The 21,668-nt window shown below is 43.2% G+C and carries 19 protein-coding genes; 4 read left to right on the plus strand and 15 right to left on the minus strand.

Annotated features, from left to right (window positions below; all coding sequences use genetic code 11):
* Window positions 1–461 precede the first annotated feature (461 nt).
* Window positions 462–707: a hypothetical protein gene (locus FGT79_RS05960; RefSeq protein WP_138751819.1), complete on the minus strand. Its 246-nt coding sequence runs from the start codon at window positions 705–707 to the stop codon at window positions 462–464.
* 370 nt (window positions 708–1,077) lie between these two features.
* Window positions 1,078–1,200, minus strand: a complete 123-nt coding sequence (locus tag FGT79_RS32215) for a hypothetical protein (RefSeq protein WP_281285900.1) — start codon at window positions 1,198–1,200, stop codon at window positions 1,078–1,080.
* A 131-nt stretch (window positions 1,201–1,331) separates the two neighbouring features.
* On the opposite strand from FGT79_RS32215, the gene FGT79_RS05965 reads away from it, so the two are divergent.
* Together FGT79_RS05965 and FGT79_RS05970 are read left to right on the plus strand one after the other, a co-directional pair.
* Window positions 1,332–1,541, plus strand: a complete 210-nt coding sequence (locus FGT79_RS05965; protein ID WP_138751820.1) for a helix-turn-helix domain-containing protein — start codon at window positions 1,332–1,334, stop codon at window positions 1,539–1,541.
* 2 nt (window positions 1,542–1,543) lie between these two features.
* Window positions 1,544–2,704 (plus strand): site-specific integrase, encoded by a 1,161-nt coding sequence (locus FGT79_RS05970; protein WP_138751821.1) that lies wholly within the window; start codon window positions 1,544–1,546, stop codon window positions 2,702–2,704.
* Between the two features lie 282 nt (window positions 2,705–2,986).
* Here the strand turns inward: FGT79_RS05970 and FGT79_RS05975 are convergent, their stop codons facing one another.
* From FGT79_RS05975 to FGT79_RS06000, 5 genes are all read right to left on the minus strand, one after another.
* Window positions 2,987–3,325, minus strand: a complete 339-nt coding sequence (locus tag FGT79_RS05975; RefSeq protein ID WP_138751822.1) for a tyrosine-type recombinase/integrase — start codon at window positions 3,323–3,325, stop codon at window positions 2,987–2,989.
* Window positions 3,326–3,682: 357 nt separating this feature from the next.
* Entirely contained in the window at window positions 3,683–4,684 is a 1,002-nt protein-coding gene (locus tag FGT79_RS05980; RefSeq protein WP_138751823.1) for a fibronectin type III domain-containing protein, read from the minus strand.
* A 676-nt stretch (window positions 4,685–5,360) separates the two neighbouring features.
* Complete coding sequence (locus FGT79_RS05990) at window positions 5,361–5,543, minus strand: hypothetical protein (protein WP_138751825.1); 183 nt, start codon at window positions 5,541–5,543, stop codon at window positions 5,361–5,363.
* A gap of 48 nt (window positions 5,544–5,591) precedes the next feature.
* Window positions 5,592–5,786, minus strand: a complete 195-nt coding sequence (locus FGT79_RS05995; protein ID WP_246096168.1) for a DNA-binding protein — start codon at window positions 5,784–5,786, stop codon at window positions 5,592–5,594.
* A 381-nt stretch (window positions 5,787–6,167) separates the two neighbouring features.
* Window positions 6,168–7,208: a 2,3-butanediol dehydrogenase gene (locus FGT79_RS06000; RefSeq protein ID WP_138751827.1), complete on the minus strand. Its 1,041-nt coding sequence runs from the start codon at window positions 7,206–7,208 to the stop codon at window positions 6,168–6,170.
* 119 nt (window positions 7,209–7,327) lie between these two features.
* On the opposite strand from FGT79_RS06000, the gene FGT79_RS06005 reads away from it, so the two are divergent.
* Together FGT79_RS06005 and FGT79_RS06010 are read left to right on the plus strand one after the other, a co-directional pair.
* Complete coding sequence (locus FGT79_RS06005) at window positions 7,328–8,236, plus strand: LysR family transcriptional regulator (protein WP_171056095.1); 909 nt, start codon at window positions 7,328–7,330, stop codon at window positions 8,234–8,236.
* A gap of 153 nt (window positions 8,237–8,389) precedes the next feature.
* A complete protein-coding gene (locus FGT79_RS06010; RefSeq protein WP_138751829.1) occupies window positions 8,390–9,352 on the plus strand; it encodes an S-layer homology domain-containing protein in 963 nt (320 codons plus the stop codon).
* A 66-nt stretch (window positions 9,353–9,418) separates the two neighbouring features.
* Here the strand turns inward: FGT79_RS06010 and FGT79_RS06015 are convergent, their stop codons facing one another.
* The 8 genes from FGT79_RS06015 to FGT79_RS06050 form a co-directional block, all read right to left on the minus strand.
* Entirely contained in the window at window positions 9,419–10,114 is a 696-nt protein-coding gene (locus FGT79_RS06015) for a uracil-DNA glycosylase (protein WP_138751830.1), read from the minus strand.
* 146 nt (window positions 10,115–10,260) lie between these two features.
* On the minus strand, window positions 10,261–11,277 hold the full coding sequence (locus FGT79_RS06020; protein WP_138751831.1) for a LacI family DNA-binding transcriptional regulator: 1,017 nt from the start codon (window positions 11,275–11,277) through the stop codon (window positions 10,261–10,263).
* A gap of 89 nt (window positions 11,278–11,366) precedes the next feature.
* Window positions 11,367–13,601 carry a glycoside hydrolase family 88/105 protein gene (locus FGT79_RS06025; RefSeq protein ID WP_138751832.1) on the minus strand — a complete coding sequence of 745 codons (2,235 nt, stop codon included), beginning with the start codon at window positions 13,599–13,601 and terminating at the stop codon, window positions 11,367–11,369.
* Window positions 13,598–15,388, minus strand: a complete 1,791-nt coding sequence (locus FGT79_RS06030) for a hypothetical protein (protein ID WP_138751833.1) — start codon at window positions 15,386–15,388, stop codon at window positions 13,598–13,600. The genes FGT79_RS06025 and FGT79_RS06030 overlap by 4 nt, the downstream gene beginning before the upstream one ends.
* 46 nt (window positions 15,389–15,434) lie before the next feature.
* On the minus strand, window positions 15,435–16,307 hold the full coding sequence (locus FGT79_RS06035; protein ID WP_138751834.1) for a carbohydrate ABC transporter permease: 873 nt from the start codon (window positions 16,305–16,307) through the stop codon (window positions 15,435–15,437).
* Window positions 16,308–16,363: 56 nt separating this feature from the next.
* Entirely contained in the window at window positions 16,364–17,266 is a 903-nt protein-coding gene (locus tag FGT79_RS06040; RefSeq protein ID WP_138751835.1) for an ABC transporter permease, read from the minus strand.
* An 83-nt stretch (window positions 17,267–17,349) separates the two neighbouring features.
* A complete protein-coding gene (locus tag FGT79_RS06045) occupies window positions 17,350–18,975 on the minus strand; it encodes an extracellular solute-binding protein (RefSeq protein WP_138751836.1) in 1,626 nt (541 codons plus the stop codon).
* Window positions 18,976–19,190: 215 nt separating this feature from the next.
* Complete coding sequence (locus FGT79_RS06050) at window positions 19,191–21,446, minus strand: helix-turn-helix transcriptional regulator (protein WP_138751837.1); 2,256 nt, start codon at window positions 21,444–21,446, stop codon at window positions 19,191–19,193.
* Window positions 21,447–21,668: the final 222 nt, after the last annotated feature.

A 21,668-nucleotide genomic window follows, 5' to 3' on the forward strand; every position in this document is an offset into this window, starting at 1 on the left:
GAGGCAAAACACCTAACATACGTTCTCATGCCAACTGAGTGCGCCCAGTGAAGAGATAACGCGATCACCTCCGACAAAGATGTAATCAATGTCGAGCTAGGAAGCAAAAGAGCAGCATGCCCGCTATTGTACCCTTGTGGATTTTAGGTGCCTTACGGCTCAAAGCCGGCCTACTGCCAGAATGGGTATGTTTGTTGTGTCGGGTGCTGCTCATGTTTGCTCTCTTATCTATTGGTGGCGACTGCATGACAAGAAATAGCGCTTTTAACATATAATTACCATTTATGTACCATAGTTAGGAAAAAGTAGTAGTTCGTTAATCAGAAATCATTATCCTGAATTTTATAGACTACACTCAAGCTATTTGCTAACCATTCCTTCGCAAATGCTTTGTCTTCATCATTCGTTTTTTCGGATGATATTAGATTGTTTATATTATTATTATGTTTATAAAGAGATGTTTAGATTTCCGCCTTTTCTCCTTCACTAAAAATAATGGAATCCGAAAAAACAATTAGTAATTTTACTAGCGCATCCATTGGAATAGTCTTAATAAATCGAGCTAGGTCATTCCAACTTTCGTGAAGCATCTCTGGCGAACGAAATTGGCTTTTCATATCAATGCGTTCTAACTGTTCTTGCATCGTTTCGTCTTCAGCAAAAGTTGTCTGTAAATTATTGATAATTCTCTCAAAATTACTTTTCACGCAAACACACTCTCCCTTAATCATAAATCTATGTTTATTAAATATTTCAAAGAACAATATATGTAAAGGCCAGCCATGCACGGCTAACTCGTAGCGGAGATCCGCGACCACTCCGAGGGTTAACTCGAAATGGTTTCGTCCGCTTCCGCAGCAGACTCTTCAGGCGTTTATTTAACTAATGTGATTGTAAGAGCCACCATACTAATGACCAAAGCGGCGATGCTGATAATAACTGCAGCCGTCAACAGTTTGGACGTCTTCATATATCCATCCCCTTTGTGATATAATTTCAGAGAAAGAAACAGCACCCTTATATTTCACCATCCCCTAGACCAAGGCTCCTTTCGGAGCCAAGGCTTTCGGGTTCTGCTTAGTGGCTGAGTGTGATGATGAGGGCGATTGTCGAGTTTATCAGGCTAATGATTGCACTCACTAGCGTGATGATTACTGCCACTCGATTATCTACTTGCTGTTTCTTTTTCTTTTTGGCCATCTTGTTCTCACCTCCTTATATTCTTATTATACAACTATTTTCGTTGATTGTCAACATATTTAGTTTATCTATAACTTATATTGTTGATTTAAAACGATATTCGTTGTATTATCATTTTGAGGTGATAAAACATGTTAAGGCTAAAGCTGGATAGGATCATGTTTGAAAAGAAATACAATACCAAGCAACTTAGTGAAGAGATCGGCATTCGTTGGAACACTGTTGACGACTTGGTGAAGAACAGGGCTAAGAACTGGTCACCAGAAACACTGAATAAGATTATGGTCGCCCTTGATATTAAGGATATCAACGAACTAATTGAATACAAGGCTGGTGAGTAACAATGCCAGTTATGAAGAATGACGCAACAGGAAATTGGGATTTTAAAATTAATTACAAAGACAAAAACGGCGAGTATAAACAAAAGATGCGAAGAGGATTCAGAACTCAAAAAGAAGCAAAAGCTGCTATGGCAGAAATGGAAAATGACCTGAATAAAAACACATTCTTCGAGCCTTCAAAGACTTCCTTCAACGACTTTATGCGTGATTTTTTAAATGACAAGAAACTACAAGTAAAGCCTCAAACCCTTACAACATACACAGCATTGATAAACAATCACATTTTGCCGTTCTTAGGTGAGTTCAAACTCTCCGAATTAACTCCTAGACTTATACAGAACTTGTACAATCGCCTCTTCGAAAATGGAGAACTGTCGGATGAGAATATCCAAAAATGCCATACACTCATAAACGCAGCAATGAAAAAAGCAGTTACGTGGGATATGATTCAGAAGAATCCCACATCAATTGTGCCAAGACCTAAAGCGCGTAAGAAAGAAATGCAGGTGTGGTCATTGGAAGAATCAAAGCAATTCCTCGAAGCTGCTGCAGAAGATCCGTTAGCGATTGTTTTCGTCCTTGCTCTTACCACAGGAATGAGACAAGGGGAAATACTGGGGCTTCGTTGGAAAGACGTTGACTTTGATAACCGTATTATCAGCATCACGCAGATATTGAACCATGATGGCAAAGGATTTGATGTGGGAGCAAAGACATTGTCAGGACAAAGGCCTATAAAAGTCGATACCGAAACAATGAACGCTTTAAATAAACACCGGATTAAGCAACGCGAGGGACGTATGAAGTATGCCGATGTTTTCGAAGATAACGGACTTGTAGTATGCACGCGTTTCGGCAGTCCAGTTTCTCCCCGTAACCTTAATAGGACGTTTGATAGGATTGTCGAAACACTCAATGAGAAGCTGGTTGAAGCTCGAGCTAAATGGGGATACACTGGCGAAGATTTGAAGAAGATTCGATTTCATGACATGAGACATTCACATGTTACATTCCTAATTAAAAATAGAGAAACACCACAGGCAATTGCAGAACGCCTTGGATGGTCGGACACGAGAATGATCGACAATTATGCGCATATTCGCCCCGATATTCAAGAAGATGTTGCTGATACATTCGGTAAAGCATTCTATGGTACTAAATGATACGATTTTTGATACGAAAATAGATTTTTAAAGGTTCTGAAACATACAGAACAAACGTTCGTGCGAACACCCTTAACTGCCGCTATTACTGCTAAATACGGTATAACACCGAACACCTATCTATCTTGACAGGGTAGGGGTCACAGGTTCGAACCCTGTTCAGATCATACGAATGAAAACCCGTAATCCTATGTACCATAAGGGATTGCGGGTTTTTTCGTTTTTGTTAAGTCCGTTCTCTAACTGTCTTTTATGAATTTGGTGCAGATCGTTTTTTAGTAATCAAACGGTTGCTTTCTTGTTGTAAAACATCTCTCCAAAAGCATCCGCTGTCTCCCTCTGCATATGTGGTGTCACATGTGCGTAACGATTAAGCATCTTAACGCTTGACCATCCAAGCCGCTCTGCTATTCTTTTATTATTCTCTCTCATCTTCAACAACAATACTACATGGATATGGCGCATATCGTGAAATCTAATTTTCAGGACTTCCGCTTGTTCAATTAATCGGTAGAATGATCGATTAAGATTACGCGGTGAGAGCGACGTACCAAGCTGAGTAGAAATAACAAGATCTAAGTCCTCGTAAATATCCCTGTGCCCCATCTTCTCTCTAATCATTCTCCTGCGTAACTTGTCCAATACGGATGCAGTTGTCTTGTCTATCCCAATAGAACGTACACCTGAAACCGTCTTAGCTCCAACATCAAATGTCTTCCCGTTATGGTTCAGAATCTGCCGGACTGCTACAGTAGATTACTTAGATCAATATCTTTTATAGATATACGCACTTAGTTAGTTAGTAAAAAGGAAGAACAAGGTCATTATATCGTATCCATATTTTGGAGTAAAACAGCTTCGAGCCTATTTTCGCAAACAAAACACAGAACATGCGTTCGCACTTGCTCTCTCCACCGTTTATGCCGTTTTTGGAGAAAAGAAAAAAGCCACTCAATGAGAGTGACTCTTTAAAAAGCACTAATTTACTTCATATTCACTGACTTCAAAAGTTAGTATTTTATCAAAAATCACATATTCCGTTCGAGATTTGAAAGGTCCTTTATTCCAAGTTTTTACGAAGGCATACTTTGCTAGGCCAACACCTGCATCTTTGGAATCATACCAATTTATAAACTTATTAACTTCAGTCATTGAAATATCATATTCTTTTTCTAATCCATTTGTTAATGTTATTGTTAAAATTGCGTAATTATTTAATAGAGGAGTGAATGATAATGGGGCACTTTTTAAAGATTCATTACCATTAAGATCCACTGAAGTTACTTGATAAACATATTCATTCCCATAGATAAAATCATTCAAAACAAAATGATTTACTGGAATTAATGATGAATTCTTTTTTATTCCATTTACATAGAAGTTATAGCCCACCAAATCAGTTCCAATTGATGGTTGCCAAGAAACAGTGACACTATCAGTTTCCGTTTCAACAACTGCATTTAGATCAACTGGAATTGATGGTGCTACAGAATCTCTAGTGGAATAAATATCAACTTCATATATTTTACCAGCAACTGGACCTGTATTGATGATTGCAAATCCAAATACATTATTAATGGTTGTATTAAAATTAACAACGTTTACTTCATTCCCAAGATTATTAGGATTTGTTAGAAAACTAGTTGCTATTTGAGCTTTGGATTCATTGTATAGTGTTATTTCTATAGGTACATCTGATTTAAAGGAAATAGAGCCAATAGATTTCCCCGAAGAAAATGTATAAAAAACAGTATCAATAGCTGATGTGGAGCTATGAGTCCCGATTTCATAAAACGTATTCAAATCTTTATCTGTTAGTAAACTTGTAGATGATGTAGTCGTTGGGACTTGATATGCGGAACCCAATTTCAATGATGCTCCATTTACGAGTCCTGGATTAACCTCTGCAAATACAGTTGAATACGTAAATGCCATCAAAATAATTAAAAATCCAAATATAAAACTAAATTTTCTTTTCATATCTAATATCCCCTTTTTAAATTATTATTTCCACTAAAGTCTTATCGGAAAATATGTAATCATTTTTAATAGTAAATATAATATTCTTAGTTATGTAATAATTACATGGACTAAACAAATCGAATAAGCTCCATTCAACAAAGAAATTTAATTCGAGGGGCTGAGCGCTAATTCCTTCTAAGTAGATCAGCAAGTATACTAACATGCGCTTGCATCATGAATAGATGTATCTGCATGACTCGAGTAACAATAAGGTAACAGCTGCTGCTCGCGCCTAGCAAGGCTGTATGTATTCCTAAATACGTCTGGAGTAATGTTCATTGGGTGTTAAATCTGTTGCAGGGGTGAACCTATTAGGTTTATAAAGGTGCGTCATAGCGGATTTAAGAGGAGGCTGCTGTTTTTCAAACTGATGTTCATTTATGTCGGAAGTATCGAGCACAGGAGGCACTACAAACGATGTGAGCGACAACGAGAGCAACGCCAGCTGTAACGAGCAGCGTAGGCTGTTGCTTGGTTTTAAGGTAATGGCAAGAGCAACGATGGAAGCAACGCTAGAAGAGGCATTGATAGCAAATTGTACCTGCTTCAGAAAATATATATCCTATCGTGTATATCAGTTTAGAGCAGCTACTTCTACGCAAGCAGGACACCGTCATTATTTTAATGTCGGTCTCTAATCATCACTAGGATGTGGTTTGGCATGTTTTCTAAGCATATTGCGCACTCCACATTTTATTGTGGCCCCGTGTTTGTCTAATACTCTTTGAATATTAGGGGCGATCGCGTCAATTATTGTTTCAAGAACATCTCCTTCAACAGGAATAAATGTAACTGTAACTTCTCGCTTCTTTGACATGGAAACTCTCCTGTTCACTTCATAAATTGTTCTTCCCCCTGCTCAAAATTATTTAGAGTAGCCTTCAAGCCAGCTAAAGAAGACATCTCTAGGAAGTCTAATCATTCTATTCTTACCAATGCGATTTACATGAAAAAGAGGATTGTTTAAAAGTTCGTATGTACCTCGTCTCCCTATCCGTAATATCTCTTGAATATGAGTAGGCTCCAGCGCTAGTGGAAAATCTTCCTTTGATTTATACAACTCTATGCCTCCTCTTCGGTTATGTTTTATTCATCGGAATAATGGACAATGATAAATATTAAGAGTTCTTTAAGGAAATAAATCTGGTGCCGATTCTGGTGCCGAAAGTTGAAAATCGGCACCAGATTCAAACAATATCCAGCAACAAAGGAACTCGCAAAAACTCAATAATAACAAGGGTTTCGACACTTTAACAACAATCCTGATTACCGTCCGAGAGTCTTGAAAGGGTAGGGCACAGGTTCGAACCCTGTTCAGATCATACGATTAAAAGCCCCCGCAATCCTTTATCTCATAAGGGTTGCGGGGCTTTTCGTATCTCCTAACACACATCAAATACACCCCTAGCTCATATAGAGCACGGGGTGCATTAGTATGTTTCTAGCCGATCTGAACCAGGATTTTCGCCTGGCTCTTATCTTTAATGAGCAGTTCGAGACCGTTCTCGACGATATTGTCCAGCATAATTTTTTTGGTGATGACTTGTTTAACATCCAGCTTGCCTGCCGCTATAAGCGACAACACTTCCGGGAAAATATGACGATAAGCAAGAATCGACGTCAAATTTGCTTCCTTGATCATTAGCTGGAACAAATCCACTTTAGGCGGTTCAGCGAATGCGGCAATGACCATAACTTCCCCGCCTTTGCGCAGGACGGAAATGGCACTGCTCAAAGTAGGCTGAACGCCGGCCGCTTCATATGCGACATCTACGCCGCCTGATGCTCCCAGAATAGTGGAAACTGCATCCTCCTTTGCGCTGTTAATGACGATTGCGCCAAGACTTTTAGCCAGCTCAAGCCTTTCCTCCGATACGTCTATCGCAAAAATGTTAGCTGCGCCTGCAGATTTTGCCGCCAGTATCGTCAACAATCCGATCGGGCCTGCTCCGAATACTGCGACCTGATTGCCGACCTTTAATTTGCTTTGACGAACCGCATGCAAAGCTACAGCGGAAGGTTCCACTAAAGCTCCTTCTTCAAAGGAAACTTGCTCAGGAAGTTTATGGATCATATAAGGCTCAACGACCACATATTCAGCGAATCCGCCATTATCGTTAAGACCTACAAAACCAACATGATCGCATTGGTTATAGTTCCCTGACCGGCAGCTAGCACATACTCCGCAATAAATAAGGGGCTCAATCGTTACTCGATCACCGAGTTCGAATCCTTTGACGCCAGTTCCGATTTCGTCGATTATGCCTGAGAACTCATGTCCTAACGTCAACGGAGCCATCTTTCCAGAAACAGCATGAGGCTCTCCGGTTTGAACACCAATGCCGTGATGGTAAGCATGCAGATCACTGCCGCAAATTCCTGCATATTGAACTTTAACCCTAACTTTGCCTTCAGCAGCGTCAGGAATTTCGAGTTGTTCGAGTCTAACGTCCTTCGCTGCGTAATATACAGCCGCTTTCATATCGCGTACATCTCCTTTTTGTATGTATTCTTACAAAAAGTATACTCCTCTTTATTGTTAAGTAATAATTATTGTTTATAATATATATATTAGCTTAACTAATGGATGGAGTTGTAAGAATGAATATTGAGCAGTTGAAACACATCGTAAAGATAGCTCACACGGGATCTATGTCCCTTGCATCCAACGAGTTGCACGTTACGCAATCGGCATTATCCCAATCGGTGTCAAGACTGGAGAAGGAGCTTGGCTTAATCATCTTTAAACGTTCCAAGGCTGGAGCAGCAGCGACGCCAGAAGGAAAAAAAGTAATTGCTAAAGCGTTGAAAGCGCTTCAAGCAATCGACGAGATGGAGAAACTTGCCGAACATGAGCAGCATATAGGTAACAGTGAGTTGGATATCGCAACGTTTCCTGGTCTGATGCCCATCATGGTCAAAATGCTTGCCGCGCTCAAAAAAGAGTATCCGTTATTGCGAATTAACATTGAAGAAAACGTCTCGACCGCTATTGTGAAAGACATTCGTGCCGGCAGGATCGGGCTTGGCCTTGTCGCCATGTATGAGGATGAAGTGGAGCAAGCCGCAGGGGTAATGTTCGATCCAATCGTTCAAGGCAAGCTGGTTGTATGCGCAAACCGAAATTCGAGGGCCGCGAAAAACAAAACGATTCATCCCAAGGATCTGTGCAATTACAATTTGGTCTTGTATCACGATAAATTTGTCGAGGACTTTGTAGCGGATTTGACATTGGAATACGGTGAACTGCCGATCTTATTTACGACGAATAACGCGGAAGCGATCCGAACATCGCTGCATGAAGATTTTGCGATTACGATCGGCCACGACTTTTCCTTTAAGGGCCAGCATGAATACTTGGCGGAGGGACTCTCTCTGGTCGAGATAGCGCCTTTCCCCCAGCGCAAGATGGTTGTGGGCTGGATCAAAACTTACAAAAAACAAATGTCTTTGCTGTATGAGCATTGCATTCAGAAGTTCAAGCATGAGCTAGACAATGTCCGGATATGATTGTAACGCATCTCGTTAAAGTGCATAATCAATAGCTTTCATTCTTGCTTATTAAGCTTAAATTTATTATTCTTTTTTACAACAAGTGCAACAATTCCCTCCCTCTTACCGTCGAATAATTAGCTATAGCAAATAACAAGATGAGGTGACCACATGAAAAAACGTTCTCTATTAATCGTAACACTAGTTGCAATGATGTTATTCACACTGGGACAAAGCGTTTGGGCATTCAAGGACGTAAAGTCTGATTCAAACGAGCAAAAGATCGCGGAGCTTAAAAAATTGGGCATCATTAGCGGAGACAAACAGGATAACTTCAATCCAAAGGGTAACCTTACTTACGCACAAGGTGTTTCCTTGATTGTCAAAGGCTTGGACCTGAACATCGACAACATCCGTTTCATCAGAGCACCTGAAACAAGTGACTATTTCACAAATCTCAAAAATGATGCTTGGTACTCAGATGCCTTCATTATCGCTAGCCTGAACGGCCTGGAGATTCCAAAAACAATTAAAGCCAATGACGTCATGAGTCGTGAGCAATTTGCACATCATCTATTCAAAGCAATCCTGAAAAAAGGCGATTATGCTTTCATCGAGATCTTCATGCTGCTTGCGGATGAAGCTGACGTCAACAAAGATTATATGGACAGCATTCAGAAGCTAATTATTAGTAAGGTCGTAACATTGGACAAAACCAATAAGTTCTATCCAAAGAAAGCCATCACGCGCAGCGAAGCGGCTGGTTGGCTCTATGACGCTATCCAATTCACAAAGGACAACGCGCCTATCCCTAACCAGCCTGAACAGCCTAATTTCGAAACGAAGCTTACGGTTTCCGCAGTGAATGCAGATATCAACAAAGTAACGATCACTGCTCAAATGCCGCATCCAGGGTATGGCCTTCGAATTTCTTCCATCGGATTCGAAGGTGATCAGGCCGTTATCCATCTCGAGACGATCCTTCCCGATCCTGAAAGCATGTATCCTCAAGTCATAACAGAAGTATCCATTTCGACATATGTGGATGCAAAGCTTAAACCGGTACTGGCTGATGCTGCCGTTTCCAGCCCTGGATCTGCTGGCTCGGACAGCACTGGTATAATCGCGCAATAAACCAATTAAAGAGGCTTCTCTTCATCTTCGAACCTTTTCGTTCAAAGATATAGAGAAGCCTTTTCTTTATTGGCTGACGAGATCAGCTAGCATAGGTATTGACCAATTGACAGGCTTGCTCCCAACTTGAGTGAGAAAGGCATTTGCCCTCGAAAATGGCCTGCTTCCGAAAAAACCTTTGCGTGCCGCAAATGGACTTGGGTGTGGAGAAGAAATAATCAAATGCTTGTCCGTATGGATGGCACTTGCTTTGGCTTCAGCATTCTTTCCCCATAGCATAAAGACGACTGGATGCTCTCTCTTATTCAGAGCGGCAATGATGGCATCGGTAAACAGCTCCCACCCCATTCCCTGATGGGTATTCGGTTTGCCGGCTTCCACAGTAAGCACCGTATTCAGCAGCAGGACGCCTTGCCGCGCCCATGCTTCAAGGCTACCATGGTCTGGCGCTGGAACGCCTATATCCGACTCCAACTCTTTATAGATGTTTTTGAGCGAGGGCGGCACCTTCATGCCCGGCTGGACGGAGAAGCTAAGTCCGTGTGCTTGCTGCGGCCCATGGTACGGATCTTGTCCTAAAATAACCACTTTCGTTTGTTCATAGGATGTATAATCAAGTGCATTAAATATATCAGATTTATCCGGGTAGATCGTTGTGCTCTCATAAAGTCCGTCAAGCTTCCCCAGAAGCTCGCGCATATAAGGGGCATCAAGCTCATTGTTCAACTGCTGAGACCAGCCTGCTCCTAGCTCTATCGTCATTACATCGCTTCCCTTCTTTGCCTCATGGTGTGGAACAAAAAAGCTCCTTCGCATATGCCTGATCGCTCAGATCGATGCGAAGGAGCTTCGAATAGCCTTGTCTTAACCATCATTTAATCCTTATTCTAACATATCTCGGCATGATCCTACAATGTCGAAGTCGATTGTACAGCAGCCGTAGACTGTCGCACAATAAGTTCTGTACGCAGCAATATTCGCTGCTTGGCATCATGTCCATGTGTAATCTGTCCTAGAAGCAAATCAACGGCAGACTCACCCAATTGATCCATTGGCTGTGCAATAGAAGTAAGCGACGGGCTTGTGACCGAAGCTAATAACGTATTGTCGAAGCTAACAATTGAAAGCGCTGAGGGAACCTCAATACTGGATTCCTTCGCGGCCTGCAGCGCACCAACCGCTAACAAATCATTGAAACAAAATAGCGCTGAAGGCCGCTCCTCGCCTCTAAACAGCTCTATCATTCGTGCTTTCCCGTCTTCAAGCCCATTCCGGCAAGAGACTATATTCGATTCGAGGAGAGTAAGTCCTGCTCTGCCGAGTGTCTCTCTGAAGCCGCGAAGTCGTTCCCGGCTGCTGCTAATAAGCAGACTCTCGGTCAACACTGCAATCTGTTTATGTCCAAGTGTCAGCAGATGCTCAGCTGCAAGGCACCCGCCCATATAGTCGTCCGCGACTACCGTAGCAACTTGCAAGGAAGAAACCTCGCGTCCAATAACGACGATAGGAAGGCTTGAGCTCATATCCTCCAGCATCGTTTGATTATCAAATCCAGTTCCGATAATAATGCCGTCCACACGTTTCTGCTTCAGCACGTTCATATATCTCTCGACACGCTCATCCTTATTATCCGTGCTGCAAATGATCACGCTATAGCCGAATTGATGACCGCGATCCTCTACTGCTCGTGCAACTTCAGCGAAAAATGGATTGGCTATATCGGGAATTAGAAGCCCTAGCGTGTATGTTTGCTTGCTGGTCAGCGCAGTTGCAATTGCACTAGGCTGATATTGCAGCCGCTGCATAATGGCAAAAATTTGATTGCGCCGCTCCGCACTTATTTTGCCTTTGGCATTGATGACCTTCGATACGGTTGCGATTGAAACACCAGCTTCTCTAGCTACATCATAAATGGTCGCTTTCATTCTCATTCCTCGCTCGCAAAATTAGCTTATATTCTATTATGCTCAGAGCGGTTATGAAATGGCAATCTTTTCTTAATCAGCTTAAATCTTCATATCCGTATATGTGATTTCAAACGGCCAATCTCGACTCCTGCCAGCATCATAATGCCAATGCCATGATTATCATTAAGGACCGTTCTCAGATCATACATGTAATAATCGGGAGAGAAGGAGTATCGCGAGCCGCTGCACACACCGAATACGTTGCCTTTCTTATCAATGGCTTTGCTCGTTAATCCCCGCCATGCCAGCATTGCTACGTTTGTATAATACTCCGTCTGCTTCAACCAGCCGAAACGAACACCGCGGGCTATTGCGTACGCAAACATTGCCGTGCAGGATGCTTCCTCGTAGGCTTCATTCTGATTCAGCACCTGCCTCCAAAGACCTGACTCACACTGCAGAGCAGCAACGCCAGCACACATCTCAGCAAAAAACGATTCTAGCAGCGGCCTATCGCTATGATCCAGCGGGAGCTTCTCTAACAGCTCGGATAATGAAAATAAGCACCAGCCATTTCCGCGTCCCCAAGGCACTAGCGTCGCTTTTCCATATTTGAAGTCAAACACATGGGACATTAATGCTTCGTCTTTCATAAACAAATAGTTTTTGAACAATAAGAATTGCTGAGCCGCCTCATTAAGAGGTCGCTGATCTCCTGTTGCCTGTGCGTAGCGGATTAGGAAAGGCGCGCTCATATACAAATCATCTGCCCACATCGTATTGGCAGAATAATCGCCTTCACATTGCCGGTAGAAAGCGCCGTCCTCTTTCCGTTCCAGCTTTTGGAGCATAAACTCGGCGATTCGATCGGCGATGCGCAAAAAAGTTTGATCCTGTGTATACGAGTACGCTTCCAGCATGGCTGAGCCGAAAGAACCACAATTATCAAGCATGCGGATTAATACGAGCTGATGATTGAGAGAAGGAAACCCGTACTCTTCTTTGTCCCACATCGAATAATCATACATATTCGTACAGCTGCGGATATGTCCTAGAGCATAATCGAGCAAATCCTGTCGCTCAAGCTCGCTTGCCGTTTTTAATAGCCCATACATCGTAACACCGAGCGGATAATCCCAGCGGCCATAATTCGTTGCACTGCCTGTCGTCCATTTGTTGCTTAGCATAGCATTCTCATAGTATGGTCGTACGCGCGTATGCGGAGCATCTACCGTCCAATAGGTGAAGCAAGTTGAATGCTCTATGTTCACGTTTGTTCGAAATAGAGCGGCTGTCGAGCATACAGATGCCGGATCAAATCGTTCTTCCGGATCAAGCGGTCCTGCAAATAACCATTTTCCATCATAGCCATGAACAGCTGCTGGAGATTCTAGCTCCACAACACTTCCATCTGTTAGCACACGCAGCTCAAACCCCCAGCCACTTAGTCCGCTTACCGTATGCACAAGCAATTCACTGTTGCCTGCTGGGGCTTTACTTACAACTCGGAATTTTCCAGCCTCAGCTAGTGTTGCGACTAACTGGCCGCCAAGCCATACTTTCGTAGCACCATAAGCAACCCCTTCGAGGACAATCTCCGCTGCACTAGCAGGCAGCGAAAGCTTTGACCAGCCAAATGCGGCAGAAGGGCTGGATGGACGTCCGAATAAGCGCTCGCAGTTCGGACGCGCTCGCTCCTCATCCGACCATTTCGTACGTGGATACCAAGTGAGCGGGCTTGCTTCTTCGGATTCTCCTATAAAATTGACGCTGCCATATTCGCTCATTAACGATTCATTCACTGGCTCAGAATAAACCCACCCTGCACTACCAGAGCGTTCTACAAACGGCGACAGCACTTGTAGAACACGTACCTTCGCCTCGTCAGCGCCAAATCGACAACCAAACCCGGCAACTGTATAGCGTGCTTCAATGACAATACGATTCCACCCTTTACGAAATGACAGTGGAACGACTGCCCATGCATCAAGCTTCAGCTCATCCACAACAGTCGATTGATAAAGCAGCTCCTCATTTAAAAGCAGCTTTATCGGTCCGAACGGCTCTATAACACCATCAATTGAACGATCATCGTCACTCCACACAAGCCCATACACATAGGAGTATTGGCCATTTGCCGCGTTCGGAAGCTTTTCAGACAAATTCATGACATATAGTCCTTCATCCGTTTGCATAAAACTCGATTTGGAGAACGTACGCAGCGCATGCGGCACAGCAGGGTTCGCCCCAACATAACGGCCTGCCAGCACCTCTAGCATTCGTTTGTCATCGTCCCCGTACCAATACCGGCCACCTTCCCGCTCTTCAAAGTATACGCTCATTTCGCCAGCTCCCCTTTTTCGGTGACCGCAAGGCCGAGCGACGAATCGTCTGACTCATTGGCTCCCGAGAGCTTAATATCAAAGGTTTTATGAAAAGGTGTCATCAGATTAACGATTAACGTTTGGCAGCCTGCCGGTATGGCTGTATTTCTCAGCGATTTGACAAGATGCTCATGAGCTCCGCCATCAATTTCTATCCAGTCATCCCCTGCCGTGTACACGGCCTTCCCTTGTTTCCAGAAGAATGCGTCCTCTACAGCAACGACTCCATCGCCAGCTAATTGTCCTCCACCGCCAAAGACGAACACAACCTGTGTCATCAGGCTATCCGGCTCTGCACAAGTAAGCTCAAGCTGCCAGCCATGCTCGCTTCTCCTGAGCTCCGCCTCAATCCGGTTGGATTGCAAATGAGTCGATTCTCTCAAATGGTGCGGGAGCAAATACCAAGGGCTTATCGCATCTCCAGCTGATTTGGGCAGATCTTGCTCTTTTACCGGTCCGTAATACCCTTTGGATTCGACGCCCGACAACTTGTAACCGTTTTCCAGCTTATGCAGCTCATTCATTTTGACATATCCCGGTTCGAAGGAGGTCGCGACTTGAACAGCGAGCAGGCTTGCTTCTCCGTGCCTTAGTGCAAACATTGAGTTCGATTCGGCCATAACCGTCAAGCTTGTTTGCCCTGCTCGTTCACGAGCAACCGGTGCCCCGAAATCAGGGTGCAGTCGGCTATGATAAATGATGCCGTGATGACCAGCTTCGTCCATCTGACTCAAATACCGCTCGCGCTCAAAATCTTGATTGATCATAACCTGGTAGCTAGTCGGCAGCTTGGCAGGGGAAATCGGTTGTTCACGCAATTCAGGCCGCAGCATATAGCTTATTAAAGCGTTGTTAGGCAGCCAGCCCGGATGGTTGAGCGTCTGACTTGCAAGCTCAGCAATCGCCTCGAAAACCGGATCCTGATCCTTAACCGCCATTAGTCTGCTGATAAGGAAATAACCATCCATCGTAATGCTATGGCCGAAATCCTGCCGCCCTGAATAATCGGTGACAACTTCTCCATTCGGATGAATCAAATAGGTCATCATTTTCAGATTGCGGCGAACGGGCTCTAGCAGCTCCGGCTTATCAAGCAGCTCCGCTGCATGGAACAGCATAATATCGCTGACGCTATTATAGATACCGTTGCTGCGTTCGGTCCACTCTCCATCCTCCGTAGCGTCCATTCCTTCAGCTAGCCATTGCTCTGCTCTCGCTTTTAGCTCTGAACGACCTGTCAGTTTGAACATAAAAGCAAGTGCCGCAGTCAGTACCCAGCGATGATTAGGAGTATGACATCCGCCAGTCAACAATGCTGGTATCGTCCGCTCTAGAAAGAGCTGCGTATTGTCCGCTGCTTTCCGCAACGGTCCCCATTCGTCTGATCTAAGTAATTCATAAGCCTGAGCTAAGCCTACTACTACAAAAGCGGTATCTGGAGGTGAATGCATATTCGTCCAGCCAGGGGATATCGTCCCGTCTGCATGCTGCATGCGCAGCATGAATTCCGTGCTAAGCTCCAGCTTATGTGCCAGCTCTTCATCATGATAATAGATAGATTCCTTGTTAATTAAAGCAGTGATCCAGAGTGCCATCACCATCGGTGTCCCGCCATGGCTAGGCCAAGCAATCCCATTCTCTACATCGGCAACACCGCCGTAATAGCGGTTCGAGGAATCCAAGACCTGCCGATCTGTCCCTTCCTTTACCCAGCTGTCATTTATGTTTATCAGCTTTCCGTACATCCGCTTCAGTCCTTCCCTTGCTTCTCATTCTCATTTCAACATAAAGCTAACCTTTAACCGCGCCTAACATAACTCCGCTTACAAAGTAACGCTGCAGCCACGGATATACGATAAGAATAGGTACTGTTGCGAATATAACGCTTGCGGCTTTCAAGCTTTCAGGTACGACAGTAGCCATTTGCGACCCCTCCATCTGAATGAGCTCACTGACCATATTGTTCTGAATGAGCTGGTACAGCTTGAGCTGCAGCGGATAAAGCGACGGACTGTTGATATACATCAGAGTATCCGTAAACCCATTCCAGCGGCCAACCGCATAGAATAAGCTGAGAGTCGTAATGACAGGCAGTGACAATGGGATCATAATGCTAATTAAAGTCCGGAAATGGCTGCTGCCATCAATTTCGGCCGATTCTTCCAAGCTCTCGGGAATGTTATTGAAGAAAGAAATCAGAATAATCAGATAAAATGGATTAATAAGTCCCGGCAATATGAGCGCCCACATCGAGTCAAGCAATCCTAAATTTTTGATCAAAATATATTCTGGGATGATACCGCCGCTGAAAAACATCGTAATAACAACGACAAACATAAAAAGTTTACGTCCTCTTAGTTTCTTTTTCGCCAGTGGATATCCCATCGCGATTGTCAAAACCATACACATGACGGTAAAAATCACAGTTAGCAGGATCGTAAAGAAAAGAGAGCGAATCATCGCGGGGTCCATAAAAACTTTCGAATAGGCTTCAAAATTCAAATCAATTGGAATTAAGCTTACCAGACCCGCCTGAATTGGTTTGACTGAACTTAACGAGATTGCCAATATATGAAGAAATGGAGCCAGACATAGCAGCGTGCACAAGAGTAACACGATAAAATTTATTGTATCGAATACACGGTTAGCGGTTTGTTCTTTCATAAAGTCCGCTCCTTTCAAATAGTCGCATGCAAGTGTAGATGGCATATTGCGAAAGATTACAGGATGCTTTCATCCGTTAATTTCTTAGAAACATAATTGGAACCGAGTACGAACACGAGGCCTACGACAGCTTGGAATAATCCAATTACCGTTGCGAGCGTGTACTGCCCGGATTGTATTCCAATTCGATAGACAAACGTACTTAACACATCCGAATACTCCCGAACTGCCAAGTTCCCGATGACATACGGCCGTTCAAAGCCAATCGATATCATATGACCGAGATTTATTATGAGTAAGACAATAATGGTTGGTTTGAGACCTGGCAGCGTAATATGCCAAATTCGTTTCAGCCTTCCCGCACCATCAATACCTGCTGCTTCGAACAGCTCCTTATTAATACCTGTGAGGGCGGCCAAATAAATGATGGTTCCCCAGCCGGCGCTTTGCCAAACACCAACAAGCAAATAGGTTACAAGCCAATCGTTTTTATCTGTTAGAAAAGGAATAGCCTCTAAACCGACTGAAGTCAACAAATTGTTAATCATACCGGACTGTGTACCAAATACTTGGTAGACGATCCCGCCAATAATAACCCAAGAAATAAAATGTGGAATATAAAGAATCGTTTGAGACAATTTTTTGAACCAAGCCGTTTTCAATTCATAAAGCATGATTGCCAGTATAAGAGGAGCAGGAAATGATACGAGCAAATCAAGGAAATTCAACATTAGCGTATTGCGCAGCGTTATATAGAAATCACGCATGCCGAATACTTCTTTAAACGCGTCAAACCCTATCCATTCACTGCCATTAATACCCTGAAATAAATTGAAATCCTTAAATGCAATTTGTATACCGTAGATTGGTCCATATTTGAAAATAAGAAAATAGGACAACGGCAATACAAGCAGCGCATACAGCTGCCAATATCTGCGGAAATAAACACCCATGCTCACAGCGGTCGCCTCCTCTATCTATTAGGAGCCTGTGCAGGAATGCAGCCTAAGCCGATTCCTGCACATGTTCCAACTTGTTCGCTTTACTTCGATTTCATTTCTTTGTAAGCTGCAGTTCTTTCATCTAAGATCGCTTGACCGCCGCTTGCCATGTAATCTTTAAGCATCGCTGTGTACGTGCTTTCGAATTGATCCGGCTTCGACATTGTTGTTTTTACAATAATCTCATTGAACTTATCGAGCAAAGTTGTTGCATATTTGGTTTGTGCTTCAATGGGTCTGTCCAGCACAACAAGAGGGATATTATCCGCATATGCGATCTCTTGTGCAATCGCAAGCTGCTCATGGAATTGTGCAGGCATAGATAGAACTCTTGCTTTCAGGTTGTCCTCAAGGCTGCCAAGCTGTTTGCCGTTAGAAATAATCGCCAAGTCACCGGAATTGAATAAACGGTTTTTAGCTTCTTCAGTCGGGTTCTCGTTTGTCACTGGAATACCGTCCACTAACGTGTAGTTTTCATCTACAATACCGTTTTGAAGATTAAACAAATTGTCATCAGAAGCCATCCAATCGAGATACTTAACCGCTTCTACTGCATTCTTGCTTGATTTCGGAACCATAATGTAAAGACCATTTGGTGCATATTGCGGCTTAGCATGCTTGCCTTGGTCATTCGTGTAAACATCGACTGCCGATAGCACAGCACCTTCTACTGTTTTTTCCAGCAAATCATACGTTCCGTCTTTATAGTAGATGTTAATGTCATCTTCACTGAAGAAACCGACTTTACCCGTTTGGATATCTTCGCTCATTTTCTTTTTGTCTTTATCCAATCCAAAGTCTTTGCTGATTAGGCCTTCATTGTAAAGCTTATTCATGAATTGAAGTCCATCTTTGAAGCCTGGCAGCAGCACTGGATAATCATTCGATCCAAGCTGTTGCGTAAGCGTATATTGCTGCTCTTCTGTCATCGACTGAATGAATGACCATAGCAATGGCTCATATTGCGCAGATGCGATCGTCATACCAAGTGGAATCACTTGTCCACCTGTTTGACCAGGATCTTTTTCTTTGAATGCTTTCAACGTTGTATAAAGCTCATCTGTCGTTTGTGGAACTGGCAAGTTAAGCTTAGTCAACCAATCCTGACGAATAAAGGAAGCATATTTTCCTGTAATAGAACGTTTAGCTGGAATCGCGAATTGTGTACCTTCAAACTTACCGTACTCAAGTACTTCATCACCTAAAAATGTTTTCAACGTTTTTCCATGCTCTTCAAGCAGTGGACCAAGGTCAGTAAGTCCGCCTTGTTTGGCGTAACGATTAAAGGTATTAGGATCGTAAGTAAAAACGATATCTGGAACGTCACTACCGCTAGCCATCAATACATTCAGCTTCGCTACTTCCTCAGAACGCGGTACCGGTACATATTCGACTTTCACATTATTGTTGTTACCGAATTTCTCTTGCACGAATTTCGATAAGTAGTTATCTGTAATTGTAGAACCAGCAGGTGCGTTACCCCGATCAAAAATTTCTACTTTAAGCGTAACCTGTTTGCCATCTGCCGGTTTACCATTGTCACCGCCGTTTGTAGAAGTCTCTGATTTGGATGAACAAGCCGTAAATACCATAGTACTTACTACCAATAAAGCAAGCATTGATGTTTTCGAAGCAATGAACCGTTTTTTTGTCGTGTTTGCAGTCATCGTTCCAACCCCTTCTTCGTATCGAGTAGTATTCGACCCGAGCTTCACCATTCTTCGGGTAGCGCTTACATTGTCGTTTGTGCAGCTCGTATCGAATGACCAAAGTATGCCACGGCATTCGATATTGCTGCAATAAACTAGTTTCTGATCGATAAACCCTGCACTAAATATACATATTTTGGAACATTCAACTTTACTCGTAAGCTAAACATTTTTCATAAACCCGTGCTGTGACTGGGTTTTCCCGGCTTCAGCTTCAATCTGCGATAGTCTCCAGGCGTTACACCGCTAACTTTCTTAAATACACGTCCGAACGTAATCGAATTCGCGTAACCAACCTGAAGCGCAATACTTTGCACCGAATCCTCCGTTTCAGAAAGCAGAACCTCCGCATGCTCCATTCTAAGTTTGACAATGAAATCAACGAATTTCATATCGAACTCTTCTTTGAACAAATAGCTCGCATACTTGCCCGAAATATGAAATCGATCGCTCAAATGCTTCAACGATAAATCTGGATTTGCAAAATGCTGTTCGATATATGTGCGCATCTCACTAACCATCGCATGATGATTTTTGGTTTCGCAGAACGCAACGTAATGATGATAGAGCTCCGTTAAATTAGCGAGAATCAAACTGTGCAATTCAGCTAATGATGACGTGTTTTCCATCGTATGTTTCCAATTCTCCGCTTTCTCTCCTGTAAAATACTCATGCAAAACCTCTGATATATGGCCAAGCTCGCTTCCGAGCATGTCCATCATGGTCTGCAAGAGCATTCTAATATCCTCATCCTTCAAACAATCGGCCTCTAACGACTCAAACAGCTGCTCGAGCTGCTCCCGCCAATTGCCTGTCGACAATCGGAACTCTCTAACTAAGTCAGCTGCAAGCTGCAAATATTTGTAGGATTTGTTGCCAGCATGGCCTGGCATATCATCGCTCATCACAATGGCTTCTTTATTGAGCGACAATTTATGAAGCATCGCATCCATTGCAACCTTGTATGAAGTACTAATTGGAACCAAGCCCTCGACAATTGGACCAATACCAAAGGTTAAGGCCATTCTCAAATTAGCTTGTACCCATACTCCGCCTTTTTCTGCAAAATGTCTTATACGCTCCTTTGCCAGCTGCTTCTCCATATCCGTCCCAATCATAATGCCCATACGGCTCTCGCCTATCCATTCAGCCCAAGCAAACATTCCCTCATCTAGAGCTAGCTCCTGCAGTACATTGGATACTGCAAATTTCAGCGTATGCTGATCCCTTACAGAGAAACCCGTGCTGAAATGACCGTATTGGCCGATTTCAACGACGATGAAGGCAAATTGCTCCAGCTTTTTACCTTCTGGCAGCATCTTCAGCTTCATAAGCCTCTCTTCAGCGTTTGCTGCTCCCTCCCCTTGAATCAGATCATAAAAAAGCTGTCTTCTGCCAGCGAGCATATGATCATGCTGCTCTTTTTCGAAATCTGAGGCTTGCTGAATTAAGTTTTCTAATGTGTGGTCAATAAGTGAGAGTTCATCCAGCTTCAGCCCCCCATTGCCTTCATTGCGAAGCTGAATGGATTCAATACGATTCATCATCAATCGGATCGGTTTATAGTTTTTACGTGTGATATACAAAATATAACCGATAGCAAATAATACCGTCAGTACACCGATGACAACCCAAACGTATGAAATGACAGACACCCACATGAACAGCTGCCCCGCTTCAATACCGCTCTCGAAGGTCCATCCGAGCATATTCATCTCAACAGTATTGAGAATCTTACCTTCATTCTCGTTCCCGGTCGTAGTTGAGAATAGCAACTGCCCTGCCTTGTCGCGAATATGCAAAAACGAAACCGAATCATCCTTCATTGATTGAATCATACGTTCAATGGCATACATATCGACATTAATGACTATTAGTCCCTCTGTACCGAAAGGAAGCGGCCCTCGTTTGTACATAGATATAACTCTTTTGTCTTTCTCCAAACTGAGTTCGTGATAATTGCGGATCGCGGACCAGCCTTGGTAGCCGGTATGTTCAAGTGCTTGCTCAATAAATGCTTTGTCAGCAAAATCCTTCCATGGGACAAGACCGATTTGTGTAAATACCTGCTTGTCCTCTATCCGGTACACATACATGGACTGAATCAAGCTGTCGTTGGCTATCAAATCCCGCATACTGTCAACTACCTCATAAACCACATCAAGGCTATTCGAAGTTTGTCCTTCCTCCAACAGTTTTCGGAATTGATCGTTCTTCTCGATTTCATCCAGTACATCCGACTCAACCCCATTCAAGGATCGAGATAACGTATCTATCATGTAACCCGTTGAGATTTGGTCAGCTTTAACCGTTTCATTATGTGAAATTTCATTTACCATCAAGAAGGCCAGCACGGTCAAAATCATTATCGTAACCATAAAAATTGGAAAATACGAAAGCAGCATGCGGCGGTACCAGCTCTTTTTCATATCCATCTCTCCTCTTCTAGAAATTCCGTTTATATGGCAAACCTTTTTGAATCCTCACATCACAAAAGTAAGGTAAGCGCTTTCTCTATTTCATTCTAAAAGAATCATCTCATCAAAGCAATCTGTATTATGCGAATACCACGTATTAAAAATACAAAGCCGGACACCTCTTGCAAGTGTCCGGCTTTCGGTCCCTCTCTTTATTCAAGCTCATCCATTCGC

Source organism: Paenibacillus sinopodophylli (assembly GCF_005930355.1).
Lineage (GTDB): Bacteria > Bacillota > Bacilli > Paenibacillales > Paenibacillaceae > Pristimantibacillus > Pristimantibacillus sinopodophylli.